At 69.6% G+C, this 15,641-nt stretch carries 15 protein-coding genes and 2 tRNA genes; 15 read left to right on the top strand and 2 right to left on the bottom strand.

Going from position 1 to position 15,641, the window contains the following annotated elements; genetic code table 11:
- Positions 1 to 33 precede the first annotated feature (33 nt).
- The 10 genes from EXE58_RS01775 (at position 34) to EXE58_RS01730 (ending at position 8,022) form a co-directional block, all read left to right on the top strand.
- Positions 34 to 561, top strand: a complete 528-nt coding sequence (locus tag EXE58_RS01775) for a ribose-5-phosphate isomerase (protein ID WP_135266296.1) — start codon at positions 34 to 36, stop codon at positions 559 to 561.
- Positions 554 to 1,465 (top strand): Fpg/Nei family DNA glycosylase, encoded by a 912-nt coding sequence (locus EXE58_RS01770; RefSeq protein WP_135266295.1) that lies wholly within the window; start codon positions 554 to 556, stop codon positions 1,463 to 1,465. The genes EXE58_RS01775 and EXE58_RS01770 overlap by 8 nt, the downstream gene beginning before the upstream one ends.
- A complete protein-coding gene (locus tag EXE58_RS01765; protein ID WP_135266294.1) occupies positions 1,462 to 2,550 on the top strand; it encodes a PP2C family protein-serine/threonine phosphatase in 1,089 nt (362 codons plus the stop codon). Before EXE58_RS01770 ends, EXE58_RS01765 begins: the two co-directional genes overlap by 4 nt.
- A 100-nt stretch (positions 2,551 to 2,650) precedes the next feature.
- Positions 2,651 to 2,724: transfer RNA gene (locus EXE58_RS01760), tRNA-Gly, on the top strand.
- 47 nt (positions 2,725 to 2,771) lie between these two features.
- Positions 2,772 to 2,844 (top strand) — tRNA-Pro (locus EXE58_RS01755).
- Positions 2,845 to 2,938: 94 nt separating this feature from the next.
- Positions 2,939 to 4,312, top strand: a complete 1,374-nt coding sequence (tig, locus tag EXE58_RS01750) for a trigger factor (RefSeq protein ID WP_135266293.1) — start codon at positions 2,939 to 2,941, stop codon at positions 4,310 to 4,312.
- Between the two features lie 218 nt (positions 4,313 to 4,530).
- Positions 4,531 to 5,148 (top strand): ATP-dependent Clp protease proteolytic subunit, encoded by a 618-nt coding sequence (locus EXE58_RS01745; protein WP_208544205.1) that lies wholly within the window; start codon positions 4,531 to 4,533, stop codon positions 5,146 to 5,148.
- Between the two features lie 4 nt (positions 5,149 to 5,152).
- On the top strand, positions 5,153 to 5,761 hold the full coding sequence (locus EXE58_RS01740; RefSeq protein WP_135266291.1) for an ATP-dependent Clp protease proteolytic subunit: 609 nt from the start codon (positions 5,153 to 5,155) through the stop codon (positions 5,759 to 5,761).
- Positions 5,762 to 5,889: 128 nt separating this feature from the next.
- Positions 5,890 to 7,173 (top strand): ATP-dependent Clp protease ATP-binding subunit ClpX, encoded by a 1,284-nt coding sequence (gene clpX, locus EXE58_RS01735; protein ID WP_135266290.1) that lies wholly within the window; start codon positions 5,890 to 5,892, stop codon positions 7,171 to 7,173.
- Between the two features lie 120 nt (positions 7,174 to 7,293).
- Positions 7,294 to 8,022 (top strand): hypothetical protein, encoded by a 729-nt coding sequence (locus EXE58_RS01730; RefSeq protein ID WP_135266289.1) that lies wholly within the window; start codon positions 7,294 to 7,296, stop codon positions 8,020 to 8,022.
- A 33-nt stretch (positions 8,023 to 8,055) separates the two neighbouring features.
- Here EXE58_RS01730 and valS read toward each other — a convergent pair whose 3' ends face one another.
- Positions 8,056 to 10,677: a valine--tRNA ligase gene (gene valS, locus EXE58_RS01725; RefSeq protein ID WP_135266288.1), complete on the bottom strand. Its 2,622-nt coding sequence runs from the start codon at positions 10,675 to 10,677 to the stop codon at positions 8,056 to 8,058.
- Between the two features lie 77 nt (positions 10,678 to 10,754).
- Here valS and EXE58_RS01720 point away from each other — a divergent pair, with 77 nt between their 5' ends.
- The 4 genes from EXE58_RS01720 to ndk are packed head-to-tail and all read left to right on the top strand — an operon-like array spanning position 10,755 to position 13,902.
- A complete protein-coding gene (locus EXE58_RS01720; protein WP_135266287.1) occupies positions 10,755 to 11,681 on the top strand; it encodes a GNAT family N-acetyltransferase in 927 nt (308 codons plus the stop codon).
- A 13-nt stretch (positions 11,682 to 11,694) separates the two neighbouring features.
- Positions 11,695 to 13,065: a bifunctional folylpolyglutamate synthase/dihydrofolate synthase gene (locus EXE58_RS01715; protein WP_167288565.1), complete on the top strand. Its 1,371-nt coding sequence runs from the start codon at positions 11,695 to 11,697 to the stop codon at positions 13,063 to 13,065.
- Positions 13,062 to 13,454, top strand: a complete 393-nt coding sequence (locus EXE58_RS01710) for a DUF4233 domain-containing protein (RefSeq protein ID WP_244242376.1) — start codon at positions 13,062 to 13,064, stop codon at positions 13,452 to 13,454. The genes EXE58_RS01715 and EXE58_RS01710 overlap by 4 nt, the downstream gene beginning before the upstream one ends.
- A gap of 10 nt (positions 13,455 to 13,464) precedes the next feature.
- On the top strand, positions 13,465 to 13,902 hold the full coding sequence (gene ndk, locus EXE58_RS01705) for a nucleoside-diphosphate kinase (RefSeq protein WP_135266285.1): 438 nt from the start codon (positions 13,465 to 13,467) through the stop codon (positions 13,900 to 13,902).
- A gap of 20 nt (positions 13,903 to 13,922) precedes the next feature.
- On the opposite strand, the gene EXE58_RS01700 is transcribed toward ndk, so the two are convergent.
- Positions 13,923 to 14,477, bottom strand: coding sequence for a DUF937 domain-containing protein (locus EXE58_RS01700; RefSeq protein ID WP_135266284.1), 555 nt, complete (start codon positions 14,475 to 14,477; stop codon positions 13,923 to 13,925).
- Between the two features lie 130 nt (positions 14,478 to 14,607).
- Between EXE58_RS01700 and EXE58_RS01695 the strand changes: the two genes are divergently transcribed.
- The gene (locus EXE58_RS01695; RefSeq protein ID WP_135266283.1) at positions 14,608 to 15,636 is read left to right on the top strand and encodes a rod shape-determining protein; all 1,029 of its coding nucleotides are present in this window, start codon (positions 14,608 to 14,610) and stop codon (positions 15,634 to 15,636) included.
- Positions 15,637 to 15,641 lie beyond the last annotated feature (5 nt).

Here is a 15,641-nt window from a genome sequence, read left to right as displayed (position 1 = left end):
CACGGGGTCGGCGGTACCTGCCAGACTGGCGCCATGCGCGTTCACCTGGGCTCTGACCACGCCGGCCTCGACCTCAAGGACCACCTGACCGATTGGCTCGTGGAGCACGGCTACGAGGTCGTCGACCACGGTCCCTTCGTCTACGACGCCCTCGACGACTACCCCGTGTTCTGCCTGCGTGCCGCCGAAGGTGTCGCGGCCGACCGGTCTGAAGGCCTGGACTCCCTCGGTGTGGTCATCGGCGGGTCGGGCAACGGCGAGCAGATGGCCGCGAACAAGGTGCACGGGATCAGGTGCGCGCTCGTGTGGTCGGAGGAGACCGCTGTCCTGGCCCGGGAGCACAACGACGCCAACGTCGTCTCCGTCGGCGGCCGGATGCACTCCCTGGAGGAGATGACGCGCTTCGTCGAGGTGTTCCTCTCCACCGAGTTCCCCGGCGACGAGCGCCACGTGCGCCGCATCGGCCAGCTGACCACCTACGACGAGACCCACGAGCTGCCGCCGCTGCCGGAGTCGGCGCTGCGCGGCCGCGACTCCTCGCCCGGCGGGCCGGATGCCTGAGGGGCACACCCTCAGGCGACTCGCCGACGACCTCCACGCTGCCTTCGCCGGGAGGGTGGTGCTGGTCTCGAGCCCACAGGGGAGGTTCTCGGCCGACGCTGCGACGCTGGACCGCACGACGTTCGTCGGTGCGGAGTCCGCGGGCAAGCACCTCTTCGCAGAGTTCGAGGATGAGCGCTTCGTCCACGTGCACCTCGGCCTGATCGGGTCGTTCGAGGTGCACGCCGGGGTGGACGCGGTGCCCGCTCCGGTGGGCCAGGTGCGGCTGCGGCTGGTGGCAGCCACCGAGGCCGGGAGCGGGGGAGCGGCCACGACGTCGTACGCCGACCTGCGCGGCGCCACCCAGTGCGAGCTGGTCGGTCCCGCACGACGCGAGGAGATCCTGGCGCGCCTCGGGCCCGACCCGTTGCGAGCTGACGCAGACCCCGACCGCGCCTGGCGCCGGATCCGGACCAGCCACCGTCCGATCGGCGACCTTCTCATGGACCAGGCCGTGCTGGCCGGGGTCGGCAACGTCTACCGCGCCGAGGTGCTGTTCCGGCATCGCATCCATCCCCTGCGCCCCGGCAGGTCGCTGAGGGTCGGCCAGTGGGAGGCCATGTGGACCGACCTCGTGGAGCTGATGGCGGAGGGGGTCGTGAGCGGGCGGATCGACACCGTGCGCCCCGAGCACACGCCCGACGCCATGGGGCGAGCGCCACGCGTCGACGACCACGGCGGTGAGGTCTACGTCTACCGGCGCACGGGGCAGGAGTGCCTGGTGTGCAACGCCAAGGTGCGCACCGACGTGCTGAACGGCCGAAACACGTTCTGGTGCCCGCGCTGTCAGCCTCCCTTTCGGTCGCGAGCAGCCGTACAGTCTTCCCACACCACATCGGCACGAGCGCGAGGACTGCGGACATGAGCGCTTCTCGAGCGAGGCCGGTGCCGGCAGGCCTGGGTCAGCGCCTCGACCTCGGTCTGAGGCGCCTGGTGCCCCGGGGAACCCGCGCACTGACCGTGCTGGTGCTCGTCACCGTGCTGATCGGCCTGGCGGTGTGGCGCCTGCCCGACTACACACCCCTGGTCACCTTCATCGTGCCGCTCGGCGTGTCCAGCCTCATCCTGCGTCCCCGCCAGCTGTCGTGGTTCGTGGTGTTCGTGCTGTTCGTGCTGGCGCTCGTGGTCCCGACCCAACCGGATCTCACCATCCGCATCGGGGTGAGCGTCACGGTGATGTTCGGCTTCGGGCTGATGATCCTGCTGTCCTCCTTCCGGCGCACCGAGCTGGGCGTCGGCGGTCTGCAGGGCGAGTCGATGTTCGTCGACCTCCGCGACCGCATCCTTCGCCAGGGCGGCATCCCCGAGCTGCCGCCGGAGTGGTACGCCGCCAGCGAGCTGAGGTCGGCGGGAGGCACCCCGTTCGCCGGTGACTTCGTGGTCGCGGCGCGGCTGGGCGATCGGCTCGAGGTCGCCGTGGTCGACGTGTCCGGCAAGGGCGCCGGAGCCGGCACCCGTGCCCTGCTGCTCTCCGGGGCCATCGGAGGCCTGCTCAGCGCGCTGCCGGCAGAGGAGTTCCTCGAGGCCGCCAACACCTTCCTGCTGCGTCAGGACTGGGACGAGGGCTTCGCCACGGCCATCCACCTCTCCCTCGACCTCCGGACGGGCCGCTACGACCTGCGCAGCGCCGGGCACCCGCCCGCCGCGCTGCGTGAGGCCGGGTCAGGCAGGTGGCGGGTGATCGAGACCGAGGGACCGGTGCTCGGCCTCGTCGAGGGGGCGACGTACGACGCAGTCTCCGGGCTCATGCGCCACGGTGACGCGATGCTCCTCTACACCGACGGCATGGTCGAGACGCGCACCCGTGACATCGCCCTGGGCATCGACAAGATGCTCGGCCAGGCGGAGCGGCTGCTCCGTGGCGAGTTCGAGGGGGGCGCCCAGCGCCTGATCGAGTCCATCGGGTCGCGCAACGACGACCGGGCCCTGCTGCTGGTGAACCGGCGCTGACCGCCGCGTGCCGCCGCTGGTGGCTCGGTTGTGGGCAGCGGCGCCGGGTGTGGCACGATGACACCCGGTTTGGAGCGGTCGACGACCGCTCCGGTGCCGCGCGGATGTAGCTCAATGGTAGAGCCCCAGTCTTCCAAACTGGCTACGCGGGTTCGATTCCCGTCATCCGCTCCAAGCAGGCCGGTGCTACCTCGAGGTCGAGGCGGGACCGACCGACTTGGCGGGGCGTAGCGTAGTGGCTAGCGCGCCTGCTTTGGGAGCAGGAGACCGCAGGTTCGAGTCCTGTCGCCCCGACCGAATTGCAAGCTGACCGCAGTACCAGTTCTGGGCCAGTGCGCCGGCTCGCCGTCGCACGTCCGCCCGTCACCAGACAAGAAGGAGAACACCTGTGAAGAGCGCCGTCGAGAACTTGACCCCGACGCGGGCCAAGCTCACTGTCGAGGTGCCCTTCGAGGAGCTCAAGCCGAGCCTCGACGCGGCCTACCAGAAGATCGCCCAGCAGATCAACGTCCCCGGCTTCCGTCGCGGCAAGGTGCCACCGGCGGTCATCGACCGCCAGGTCGGTCGCGGACCGGTGCTGGACGAGGCCGTCAACGCGGTCGTCCCCCAGCAGTACATGGCCGCTCTCGCCGAGCACGACCTCGAGCCGATCGCACAGCCCGAGATCGAGGTGACCAAGTTCGAGGACAACGAGACCCTCGAGTTCACCGCCGAGGTCGACGTCAAGCCCGACTTCGAGGTTCCCGACTACGACGGCCTGGAGGCCGAGGTCGAGGACGTCGAGGTCACCGACGCCGACGTCGAGGAGCAGGTCCAGGCGCTGCGTGAGCGCTTCGGCACGCTCGTCCCGGTCGAGCGCGCCGCCGCCGAGGGTGACTTCGTGACCATGAGCCTCACCGCTGCCCAGGACGGCGAGCCCGTCGAGGGCGGCGAGGTGTCCGACATGTCCTACCGGGTCGGCCGCGGCGGGATGATCGAAGGCCTCGACGAGGCGCTGGTCGGCCTGTCCGCAGGGGAGGAGAAGTCCTTCGACTCCGAGCTGGTCGGCGGAGACCTGGTCGGCACCCCCGTCCAGGTGACGGTCACCGTCAGTGCCGTCCAGGAGCAGCAGCTCCCCGACTTCGACGACGAGTTCGCCCAGCTGGCCTCTGAGTTCGACACGGCCGAGGAGCTCACCGCCGACGTCCGCGAGCGACTGGGCCGCGGCAAGCGCCTGGAGCAGGCCGCTGCGGCGCGCGACGCCGTGCTGGAGGCGCTCCTGGAGAAGGTCTCGATCCCGCTGCCCGAGACGATGGTGACCGACGAGCTCAACGCCCGTCGTCAGAACGTCGAGCAGCAGCTCGCCTACGCCGGCCTGACCATGGAGAAGTACCTCGAGGACGAGGGGCAGACCTCCGAGGAGTTCGAGGCCGACCTCGAGCGCCGGGTCCGTGACGCCGTGGCTGCGCAGTTCGTGCTCGACAAGATCGCCAAGAAGGAGGAGTTCGGCATCGACCAGGCCGAGCTCTCCGAGCACCTCGTGCGGCGTGCCCAGCAGTCGGGCCAGGACCCGCAGGAGTTCGCCAACCACATGTTCGAGCACAACCACATCCCCGAGCTCGTCCAGGAGATCCTGCGCGGCAAGGCGCTGGCCACCGTCGTGGAGTCGGCGACGGTCAAGGACGCCTCGGGCAACGTCGTGGACCTGAAGAACCTCCGCCCCGACGGCACCGTCGGCGAGCCTGTCGCCGAGGAGTCCACCGAGGAGACCGCCGGGGCCTGATCCCGCGAGCCCACCCACGGCGCCCCGTCACCCGCACCCGCGGCGTGCACGGGGCGTCGTCACGTTTCCGGCCCTCGCGTTTCCGGGCCGTCAACGGCAACGCGCCCGGGCGCGTGAATCCGCTGTGGGCGAACAGGGGTCGATATGCCGTGGAACCGTCAGTCCTTCGGGCTATCGTCGCCAGCGTGAACCAGAACTCCAGTCCAGCACCTTCGCAGATGAACGGCGGCGGGGGGAGCTACGGCCTCGACGACCACATCTACCAGCGGTTGCTCCGTGAGCGGATCATCTTCCTCGGCTCCGAGGTCCGCGACCAGAACGCCAACGCGATCTGCGCCCAGCTCCTTCTGCTCTCGGCGGAGGACCCAGAGGCAGACATCTTCCTGCACATCAACTCCCCGGGTGGGTCCGTCGACGCCGGCATGGCGATCTACGACACGATGAACTACATCCCCAACGACGTCGCGACCGTGGGCATGGGCCTGGCCGCGTCGATGGGGCAGTTCCTCCTGTGCGCGGGCACCAAGGGCAAGCGCTACGCCCTGCCGCACGCGCGCATCATGATGCACCAGCCGTCCTCCGGCATGGGTGGTTCGGCCTCCGACATCAAGATCCAGGCGCAGCAGTCGCTCCACATCAAGAAGGTGCTGCTCGACCTGATCGCCGAGCACACGGGTCAGAGTGTCGAGCAGGTCATCGCCGACGCCGACCGTGACCGCTGGTTCACCGCCGACCAGGCGGTGGAGTACGGCCTCGTCGACAAGGTCGTCACCAACGCCCGCGAGGCCGCCGACGAGGGCCGCCCGGCCCGTGCCAACTCCGCTGACAAGGACTGACGCGATGAACTACTACATCCCCCAGTGGGAGGAGCGGACGTCCTACGGAGTCCGCCGCATCGACCCCTACACCAAGCTCTTCGAAGAGCGCATCATCTTCCTCGGCACCCCGATCAGCGACGACGTCGCCAACGCGGTGATGGCCCAGCTGTTGAGCCTGGAGTCGATGAACCCCGACCAGGACATCAGCATCTACATCAACTCTCCCGGGGGCTCGTTCACCGCCCTCACGGCGATCTACGACACGATGCGGTTCATCAAGCCCGACGTCCAGACGGTGTGCCTGGGGCAGGCTGCCTCGGCGGCGGCGATCCTGCTTGCGGCCGGGTCCAAGGGCAAGCGCCTGGCCCTCCCCAACAGTCGGATCCTGATCCACCAGCCCTACACCGAGGGCACGTTCGGCCAGACCTCCGACATCGAGATCCAGGCCAACGAGATCCTGCGGATGCGCGAGCTCCTGGAGACGATGATCTCCGAGCACAGCGGCAAGGACATCGAGCAGGTCAGTGCCGACATCGAGCGCGACAAGATCCTCACCGCCGAGCAGGCGGTCGACTACGGCTTGATCGACGCCATCCTGGAGTCGCGCAAGGCGTTGCCGGCGCTCGCCTGAGCCCCCACACCACACCATGGCGCCCCAAGCTTCGTGTCCGGCCCCCAAAAGGGGCCGGCGCGGGGTACCGTCGCCGAAGCTTGGAACGTCGGAGACCTCATCCGGCGTGAGACTGGAGGACACGACTCGTGGCACGTATCGGTGACGGCGGAGACCTGCTGAAGTGCAACTTCTGCGGCAAGAGCCAGAAGCAGGTCAAGAAGCTCATCGCAGGACCCAACGTCTACATCTGCGACGAGTGCATCGAGCTGTGCAACGAGATCATCGAGGAAGAGCTGGCCGAGGGCAGTGAGGTCAGCCTCGAGGAGCTCCCCAAGCCTCGCGAGATCTTCGAGTTCCTCAACTCCTACGTGATCGGTCAGGAGCTCGCCAAGAAGTCCCTGGCCGTCGCGGTCTACAACCACTACAAGCGGGTCCAGGCGGGCGTCCAGCCGTTGGGTGCCAAGCACAACAAGGACGAGGTCGTCGAGGTCGCCAAGTCCAACATCCTCGTGATCGGCCCGACCGGGTGCGGCAAGACGTATCTGGCCCAGACCCTGGCGCGGATGCTCAACGTGCCCTTCGCGATCGCTGACGCCACGGCGTTGACCGAGGCGGGCTACGTCGGTGAGGACGTCGAGAACATCCTCCTCAAGCTCATCCAGGCTGCCGACTACGACGTCAAGAAGGCCGAGACCGGGATCATCTACATCGACGAGATCGACAAGGTGGCCCGCAAGTCGGAGAACCCCTCGATCACGCGCGACGTCTCGGGAGAGGGTGTGCAGCAGGCCCTGCTCAAGATGCTCGAGGGCACCACCGCCTCGGTGCCTCCGCAGGGTGGGCGCAAGCACCCCCACCAGGAGTTCATCCAGATCGACACGACCAACATCCTCTTCATCGTGGGCGGGGCCTTCGCCGGCCTCGAGCAGATCGTCGAGCAACGGGTGGGCAAGAAGTCGCTGGGCTTCACCGCCGCGGTGCGGGGGGAGGCCGATCGCGACGCCGACGACCTGATGGCACAGGTCCGTCCCGAGGACCTCACCAAGTTCGGCCTGATTCCCGAGTTCATCGGCCGCCTGCCGCTCATCGCGAGCGTCAACAAGCTCGACAACGAGGCGCTGGTGCAGATCCTCACCGAGCCGCGCAACGCCCTGGTCAAGCAGTACCAGAAGCTCTTCGAGCTCGACGGCGTCGAGCTGGAGTTCACCGAGGACGCGATCAACGCCATCGCCGGGAAGGCCCTGGAGCGCGGCACCGGCGCCCGCGGGCTGCGCGCCATCATCGAGGAGGTCCTCCTCCACGTGATGTACGAAGTCCCCTCGCGCGTCGACGTGGCCAAGGTCGTCGTGACCCGTGAGGTCGTCGAGGACGACGTGGCTCCGACGATGATTCCGCGTGAGTCCGAGGCAAAGAAGAAGAAGTCCGCCTGAGCAGGTAGGATCCAGTGGTCTAGTCCACCGGATTCCCGACATGTTGCTCGTGGCAACTGCGTCATGGTTCCCGGAGCCGGTCGTCTCACAGGTGTGGGGTCACGTGAAGGGTTCGAATCGTTGAGTGCAGAGCACAAGCGTCCGCTGTACGCGTTCGGTGCGGTGACGGCACTGTGCACGTTCCTGCTGTTGAGCGCGATCGTGCGCGGCGACGCCCTGAGCGTCGCCTTCCACTCACCGGTGCCCATCTCCGCGCAGGCCGACGTGGCGCCGGCTGCGACGGCCGCTGCCGCTCCGGTCACCGCCGTGCCGTCCTCAGCGGTCGAGCTGCCCACGGAGCTGACTCCGCAGCCGATCTCCCGCGAGGCGGCACGCAAGAGCGCGACCGCAGGTTTCAGCGACACTCGCGGGACGAGCGCCGGCGACGCCGGTGACCTCTCCTCGACCACGCTCCTGGAGACCGAGGTCCCCGAAGCGTCGACCTCCGGCAGGTCCCAGGAGAAGGCGCAGCACAAGGTCGAGCAGGCCGCGACCAAGGCCACCCGCAAGGCCGAGCAGGCTGCTGCCAAGGCCCAGCGTGCCGCTGACCGCGCCGCCGCCAAGGTCCAGCGTGAGGCCGACAGGGCCGCCGCCAAGGTCCAGCGTGAGGCCGAGAAGGCCGCCGCCAAGGCTCAGCGCGCAACCGAGAAGGCCGCCGCCAAGGCTCAGCGTGCGACCGAGCGCGCCGAGGAGAAGGCACAGCGGGCCGCCGAGAAGGCGCTGAGCCTTCCCGAGCAGGCCGCGTCACCTGCCCAGGGTCACCCCGGGCTGGGTGCGGGCAAGGCCGCGGAGCACTCCCACAAGCACTGAGGCGCGCTTCCCGCTCCTCACCAGCGCCTCAGGTCACTCCTCGACCGGCGCGAGCTCAGCTGCCACGGTGAGCTCGTTGGCGGAGTCGTCAGGAGTGAAGACCATGTCCCCGACGACGTTGCCGACAGCCCGGAGGTCGTCCGCCGCCTGCGCGGCAGCCTCGACCAGCGCAGTCGGGCCGGACACCTCGACCCGGGCCAGCGGAGCCTTCATCTTCGCCTTGGCCTGGGACTTGGCACCGCGGATGCCGGTCAGCGCCGCGGCGACTGCGTCGACGACCCTGGAGTCAGCGGCAGCGGCAGAGCCGAGGTCGGCTGCGACGGGCCAGGACGACCGGTGGATCGATCCCTCCTGCCACCACGACCAGACCTCCTCGGTCGCGTAGGGCAGGAACGGTGCGAGCAGGCGCAGCTGCACGTGCAGCGCGATGGCCAGGGTGGCCCTGGCCGAGTCGGTCCCGGCGCCACCCTCGGTGTCGTACGCCCGCTCCTTGACCAGCTCGAGATAGTCGTCGCAGAACTCCCAGAAGAACCTCTCGGTGACCTCGAGCGCGCCGGTGTAGTCGTAGGCGTCGAACGCCTCGGTTGCCTGCCGGACCACCGTGGCGAGCCGCCCCAGGAGCGCGCAGTCGACGGGTGCGCTCACCAGGCTGGGTGCGAGCTCGGTCGCGCCGACGTTGCCGAGGACGAACTTGGACGCGTTGAGGACCTTGAGGGCCAGGCGTCGGCCGACCTTCATCTGGGTCTCGTCGAACGGGGAGTCGAGGCCCGAGCGGGCGATGGCCGCACGCCATCGCACGGCGTCGGCGCCGTACTTGTCCAGGATCTCGGTGGGGACGACGACGTTGCCCTTGGACTTCGACATCTTCTTGCGGTCGGGATCGACGATGAAGCCGGAGATCATCGCGTGCGACCACGGGGCCACGTGGTTCTCGAAGTGTGCGCGCACCACGCGGCTGAACAGCCAGGTGCGGATGATGTCGTGGGCGTGGGTGCACAGGTCCATGGGGAAGACCCGGTCGAACAGGTCGTCGTCGGTCAGCCAGCCGCCGGCGATGTGGGGCGTCAGGGACGAGGTCGCCCAGGTGTCCATCACGTCGGGGTCGCCGATGAAGCCCCCGGGCTTGCCGCGCTGGTCCTCGTCGTAACCGCGAGGAGCCTGGGTGGACGGGTCGACGGGGAGCTCGGCCTCGCTCGGCATGAGCGGGTGGGCGTAGTCGGGCTCGCCGTCGTCGTCGAGGGGGTACCAGACGGGGAACGGGATGCCGAAGAAGCGCTGGCGGGAGATCAGCCAGTCACCGTTGAGCCCGCCGACCCAGTTGTCGTAGCGGTGCTTCATGTGGGACGGGAGCCACTGGATCTCGGCCGCCCGGTCGAGCATCTCGTTGCGGAGGTCGGCATTCCGACCGCCGTTCGTGATGTACCACTGGCGCGTCGAGACGATCTCGAGCGGCTTGTCGCCCTTCTCGTAGAAGTTGGCCATGCGCTGCGTCGGGGTGGGCTCGCCGTCGAGGTCGCCGGACTGACGCAGCAGCGCGACCATCGCCTCGCGCGCGCTGAACGTGGTCTTGCCGGCCAGCTCCTCGTAGGCACTCGATGCGGCGTCGCCGGCGAGCCAGTCGGGCGTCTCGCGCAGCATCCGGCCGTCCCGGCCCACGAGGGTGCGCACGGGCAGCGCCAGCTCGCGCCACCACATGACGTCGGTCAGGTCACCGAACGTGCAGCACATCGCGATGCCGGCGCCCTTGTCGGGCTCGGCAGCGGGGTGGGGGAGGACCGGGATCTCGACCCCGAAGACCGGGGAGGTGACGGTCGTGCCGAAGAGCGGCTGGTAGCGCTCGTCGTCGGGATGGGCGATGAGCGCCACCACCGACGGGATCAGCTCGGGGCGCGTGGTCTCGATGTGCACCGGCTTGCCGTCGGCGCGGTGGAACGCGACCCGGTGGTAGTGACCGGGGTAGTCGCGGGCCTCGAGCTCGGCCTGGGCAACGGCGGTCTGGAACGTGACGTCCCACAGCGTCGGTGCCTCTGACAGGTAGGCCTCGCCGCGGGCGAAGTTGCGCAGGAACGCGGTCTGGCTGACCTTCTGGGCCGCGGGCCCGATGGTCGTGTAGGTCTCCTGCCAGTCGACCGAGAGGCCCAACCGTCGCCAGAGTGCCTCGAAGACCTGCTCGTCCTCCTCTACGAGCTGCTCGCACAGCTCGACGAAGTTGGGACGGCTGATCGGCACCTGCTTCTTGGGGTCCGGCTTCTCGGGCGGGGTGAAGTCGGGCTCGTAGGGGAGCGAGGGGTCGCAGCGGACGCCGTAGTAGTTCTGGACGCGGCGCTCGGTCGGGAGGCCGTTGTCGTCCCAGCCCATCGGGTAGAAGACGCTCTTGCCGGTCATTCGCTGGTAGCGCGCGATGAGGTCGGGGTGGGTGTAGGAGAAGACGTGGCCCACGTGCAGGCTCCCGCTCACCGTCGGCGGCGGGGTGTCGATGGAGTAGACGTTCTCGCGCGGCTGCGTGCGGTCGAAGCGATAGGTGTCGTCGGCCTGCCACTGCGCCGACCACTTCTCCTCGAGGCCCTCCAACGCGGCACGGTCCGGTACGACGACGGCACGCTGGTCGGTGCTCGCGGTCGTGTCCGGCTCTGGCTGCGTGGGGGTCTGGGTCATGGGGCTGAGTCTATTGACGGCTCAGCGGGCGGTGAAAACGAGTTCCGGACGTGGGCAGCCGTGGCTAGCGTTCGTGCATGCCGCCGGAGCCCGACCTCGAGTTCTTCTACCACCCGCGACCCTTCCTCGACGCCGCTGCCGATCTGCTCACTGCCGAGCCGGTGCTCGGGTCGGTGATCGCCAGCGTCACCGCCCGGACCGCGCGCGAGCTCGAGGACGGGCACGACTCCTGGGCGGACGTCGCGGCTCCCTTCGACCGCTGGTGGGTCGTGGTCCGCGACGGCGATGGCGCGGCGGTGAGCGCGGCGATGCGGACCGCGCCGTTCCCTCCGTATCCCTCCTTCTCGCTGCCCATGGACGACGCAGCCGCTCGCGCGCTCGCGGCCGCCCTCCACGGCCGCGGCGAGCTCCTGGGAGGCGCCAACGGCGCGTCGCCCGGCGCCCGGGTGCTCGCCGAGGAGACCGCGCGGCTGGCCGGGGGTCGACTGGACCAGGCCATGCGTACCCGGCTGTGGGAGGCCAGGTCGGTCAAGGTCCCCCTGGCGCCCGAGGGTCGGCTGAGGTGGGCGACCGAGGCCGACGCGCCGCTCGTGCTCGCCTGGTTCACTGCCTTCCACGTGGAGGCCGACGAGCAGGCCGGACGCGAGCCGGATGCCGGCTCCGGCGAGCACAACACCCTCGACAGCGTCCTGGTCCGCATCCGCGAGGGCGCGGAGTGGCTCTGGGAGCTGCCCGGGGGCGAGGTCGCCCACCTGTGCGGTGCCAGCCTGCCGTCGTACGGCGTCTCACGCATCGGCCCCGTCTTCACGCCCAAGGAGCACCGCGGTCGCGGTATCGCGTCGTACGTCGTCGGCGAGCTGACGATGCGGGGCCTGGATGCGGGGATCCGGATGTGCCTCTTCACCGACCGGGACAACCCGACGTCGAACAAGATCTACGAGGCGCTGGGCTACCGCCCGTTCGCCGACATGGTCGAGAATGTCGTACGCACGCCGCAGCCCTAGACTCGGCCGTGAGATGACTGCCCCTGATGAAGATGGCCCGCAAGCCCGCCCCGCCGAGACGTTCGCCGAGGTCGAGGACGCGCTCCTGTCCCGCTGGCCCGAGACGAGGCTGGAACCAAGCCTGGAACGCATCCAGGCGTTCACCGAGCTGCTCGGCGAGCCGCAGCGCAACTTCCGCGTCATCCACCTGACCGGCACCAACGGCAAGACCTCGACCAGCCGCATGATCGAGACGCTGCTGCGCGCGCTCGACCTGCGCACCGGCCGCTTCACCAGCCCGCACCTGGAGCGGATGAGCGAGCGCATCGTGATCGACGGTGAGCCTCTCGACGACGAGGCGTTCGTGCGCGCCTTCAACGAGGTGGCGGCCTACACACACCTGGTCGACGCCGAGCAGGACCATCCGCTCAGCTTCTTCGAGACGATCGTCGGCATGGCCTATGCCGCGTTCGCCGACGCTCCCGTCGACGTGGCGGTCGTGGAGGTCGGGATGGGTGGTGGCTGGGACGCCACCAACGTCGCCGACGCCGACGTGGCCGTCGTGCTGCCTGTCTCGATGGACCATGCCCAGTACCTCGGCGACGACGCCGCCACCATCGCCCGTGAGAAGGCCGGCGTCATCAAGCCCGGCTCGGTCGCGGTGCTCGCGCAGCAGAGCGCCGAGGTGGCGCCGGTGCTGCTCGACCGGGTGGTCGAGGTGGGGGCGACCGCTGCTCGCGAGGGCATGGAGTTCGGAGTTCTCTCGCGCAGTCCGGCGGTGGGCGGTCAGGTGGTGTCGCTGAAGGGCCTGCGCGCCACCTATGACGAGGTGTTCCTGCCGCTGTACGGCGCCCACCAGGCGCAGAACGCCGCCGTCGCCCTCGCGGCGGTCGAGTCGTTCACCGGTGGGGAGCCGTTGGACGACGCGCTCGTGCGTGCCGCCTTCGCCGAGGTCACCTCGCCGGGAAGGCTGGAGATCATCCGGCGCAGCCCGACGATCCTGCTGGACGCGGCACACAACCCCCACGGCGCCGAGGCACTCGGCGAGGCGCTCGAGGACTCCTTCTCGTTCGCGCCGCTCATCGGGGTCCTCGGTGTCATGGCCGACAAGGACCACGAAGGGCTGCTGGCGGCGCTCGAGCCGCACCTGTCCCACGTCGTCTGCACGCAGAACTCCACGGACCGCTCGCTGTCGGCGGCAGCGCTGGGCGCGACGGCCGTCGAGGTCTTCGGCGAGGACCGGGTCGCGATCGTGCCCGACCTGGCCGAGGCGATCGACCGGGCGGCCACCCTGGCCGAGGCGGGCGAGCTCATCGAGGCGTCCATCGGTGCCGGTGCCGTGCTGGTCACCGGGTCGGTGGTCACGGTCGGAGAGGCACGCGCCATGCTCAAGGGCAGGCGATGACCGAGGAGACCACGCGGCCCCCCGAGCGCTCACCGCGCCGTGGCATGTGTGCGGCAGTCCTGTTCCTGGAGGCGATCACGCTGGGGCTCACCACCCCGGTGATGATCTCCGTCGCGGGGGTCGACACGGGCACGGCGCTCACGGTCGGGCTCGGCCTGACGCTGCTGTGCGTTCTTCTCGCAGGGATGCTGCGCGCCGAGTGGGCCTACCTCGTCGGCTACGCAGTGCAGGCTGTGGCGATCGCCCTGGGCCTGGTGGTGCCGATGATGTTCTTCCTGGGGGTCGTGTTCGCCGCCCTCTGGACCGGTGCCGACCTGCTCGGCCGCAAGATCGAGCGAGAGCGCGCCGCTGCCTGGGCGGCGTGGGAGGCGGAGCAGGGCTCTCGCTAGGCTGCGGGCCATGAGCCAGCCCTCCATCGAGCGCACCCTCGTCCTCGTCAAGCCCGACGGCGTCCGCCGTGGACTCACCGGCGAGGTCCTGCGCCGGATCGAGGCCAAGGGTTACCGCTTCGTCGCCCTCGAGCTGCGCGAGGCGACCGCTGACTTGCTGGCCGACCACTACGCCGAGCATGCCGGCAAGCCGTTCTACGACGCGCTGGTGGAGTTCATGCTCTCCGGTCCGGTCGCGGCGATGGTGCTCGAGGGGGAGCGCTGCATCGAGGGGTTCCGGTCGTTGGCCGGTGCCACCGACCCGACCGTCGCGGCGCCAGGCACCATCCGAGGCGACCTCGGTCGCGACTGGGGCGGGAGCGTCCAGCAGAACATCGTGCACGGGTCGGACTCGCCCGAGTCCGCGGCGCGCGAGATCAAGATCTGGTTCGCCGCGCTCGACGCGTGACCGGCCCGCCGTACGCCGGATCAGGCCTTGCGGCCACCGCCGAGCAGGCCACCGAGCAGGTCACCGAGGACTCCACCCACGCCTGATCCCCCCGAGGTCGAGGGGCCGCCGGTGCCCTGTGCTGCACCGCCGAGGATCGAGCCGAGGATCGATCCGAGCGCGCCACCTCCGCTGCCGCCCTTCGCGCCCATCTGCTTGGCGAGGTAGGAGAGCACGATGGGGGCGAGGATCGGGATGAGCTTCCGCACGAGGCTGCTCGACACCCCTGTCGAGCCCAGCTGCTGGACGACCTGGTCCTCCTGGGCGCCGAAGATGTGGTGGGCGATCTTCTGACCGTCGGCGACGTCGACATCGGCCAGGTCGACGGGCGGGGTGGCCACGTCGTCGTCGTGCTGGGCCACCGCCTCGGAGAGCGAGGCCTCGCCGCCGGGATCCTGCGCGTTGGCCTCGAGGCCACCCAGGAGCGCCGGCAGGGTGACGCCGACGGCCCGGCGCACGGCCTCAGGGTCCTCGCCGAGCTGCTGGGCGATCTGGTCGATGGGAAGGGTTGCGGCGAGCTCGTCGATGTCGGCCATCTCTGCAACCTAGCCGCCGCGTGTCCTCCGCGGAACAGCCGACGCCGCTACCTAACCTGAGCGAGGACGTCGGGGAAGCTCTTCGGGGTCCCTTCCCCAGACCTGACCCAGGCACCCAGCGAGGCAGCGCATGGCAACCAGCGTGATCGGCCGTGACATGGCCGTCGACCTCGGCACCGCCAACACCCTCGTCTACGTGCGCGGCAAGGGCGTCGTGCTCGACGAGCCGTCGGTGGTCGCGATGAACTCCACGACCGGCGAGGTGCTCGCGGTGGGGCACGAGGCCAAGCGGATGATCGGCCGCACTCCCGACAACATCACCGCCATCCGCCCGCTCAAGGACGGCGTGATCGCCGACTTCGAGGCGACCGAGCAGATGCTGCGATTCTTCATCCACCAGGTCCACCGACGCCGCTACCTCGCCAAGCCGAGGATGGTCATCTGCGTGCCCTCGGGCATCACCGCCGTGGAGCAGCGCGCGGTCAAGGAGGCCGGTTACCAAGCAGGAGCCCGTCGCGTCTACATCGTCGAGGAGCCCATGGCGGCCGCGATCGGCGCCGGACTGCCGGTGCACGAAGCGACCGGCAACATGGTGGTCGACGTCGGCGGAGGCACCACCGAGGTCGCGGTGATCAGTCTCGGCGGCATCGTCACGAGCATGTCCGTGCGCACGGCGGGTGACGACCTCGACCAGGCGATCATCGCCTGGATGAAGAAGGAGTACTCCCTGATGCTTGGGGAGCGGACCGCCGAGGAGATGAAGATGACCCTCGGCTCGGCCTTCCCCCTGCCGACCGAGCCCGACGCCGAGATCCGCGGTCGCGACATGGTCTCCGGGCTGCCTCGCACCGTGGTGGTCTCGAGCGCCGAGCTCCGCCAGGCGCTCGAGGAGCCGCTGCACAACATCGTCGACGCGGTGCGCAGCACCCTCGACCAGACTCCGCCCGAGCTCGCCGGCGACATCATGGACCGCGGCATCGTCCTCACCGGGGGTGGCGCGCTGCTCCGCGGCCTCGACGAGCGGCTGCGTCACGAGACCGGCATGCCCGTCCACGTCGCCGAGGATCCCCTCTCGTCGGTGGCCCTCGGCGCAGGCAGGTGCGTCGAGGAGTTCGAAGCACTCCAGCAGGTCCTCGTCTCCGACCCCCGGCGGTTCTGATGGGT

The organism is Nocardioides seonyuensis (assembly GCF_004683965.1).
Classification (GTDB): Bacteria; Actinomycetota; Actinomycetes; order Propionibacteriales; family Nocardioidaceae; genus Nocardioides; species Nocardioides seonyuensis.
Note: the sequence above shows the minus strand (reverse complement) of the source record. Positions and strands in the feature narration are given on the sequence as shown.

Excerpts from the sequence above, each read along its gene's own strand:
- EXE58_RS01765 (WP_135266294.1), top strand. The coding sequence starts at position 1,462 with ATGAGCGCTTCTCGAGCGAGGCCGGTGCCGGCAGGCCTGGGTCAGCGC.
- EXE58_RS01770 (WP_135266295.1), top strand. The coding sequence starts at position 554 with ATGCCTGAGGGGCACACCCTCAGGCGACTCGCCGACGACCTCCACGCT.
- EXE58_RS01740 (WP_135266291.1), top strand. The coding sequence starts at position 5,153 with ATGAACTACTACATCCCCCAGTGGGAGGAGCGGACGTCCTACGGAGTC.
- EXE58_RS01720 (WP_135266287.1), top strand. The coding sequence starts at position 10,755 with ATGCCGCCGGAGCCCGACCTCGAGTTCTTCTACCACCCGCGACCCTTC.
- EXE58_RS01715 (WP_167288565.1), top strand. The coding sequence starts at position 11,695 with ATGACTGCCCCTGATGAAGATGGCCCGCAAGCCCGCCCCGCCGAGACG.
- EXE58_RS01775 (WP_135266296.1), top strand. The coding sequence starts at position 34 with ATGCGCGTTCACCTGGGCTCTGACCACGCCGGCCTCGACCTCAAGGAC.
- valS (WP_135266288.1), bottom strand. The coding sequence starts at position 10,677 with ATGACCCAGACCCCCACGCAGCCAGAGCCGGACACGACCGCGAGCACC.
- ndk (WP_135266285.1), top strand. The coding sequence starts at position 13,465 with ATGAGCCAGCCCTCCATCGAGCGCACCCTCGTCCTCGTCAAGCCCGAC.
- EXE58_RS01700 (WP_135266284.1), bottom strand. The coding sequence starts at position 14,477 with ATGGCCGACATCGACGAGCTCGCCGCAACCCTTCCCATCGACCAGATC.
- EXE58_RS01695 (WP_135266283.1), top strand. The coding sequence starts at position 14,608 with ATGGCAACCAGCGTGATCGGCCGTGACATGGCCGTCGACCTCGGCACC.
- EXE58_RS01745 (WP_208544205.1), top strand. The coding sequence starts at position 4,531 with ATGAACGGCGGCGGGGGGAGCTACGGCCTCGACGACCACATCTACCAG.
- EXE58_RS01710 (WP_244242376.1), top strand. The coding sequence starts at position 13,062 with ATGACCGAGGAGACCACGCGGCCCCCCGAGCGCTCACCGCGCCGTGGC.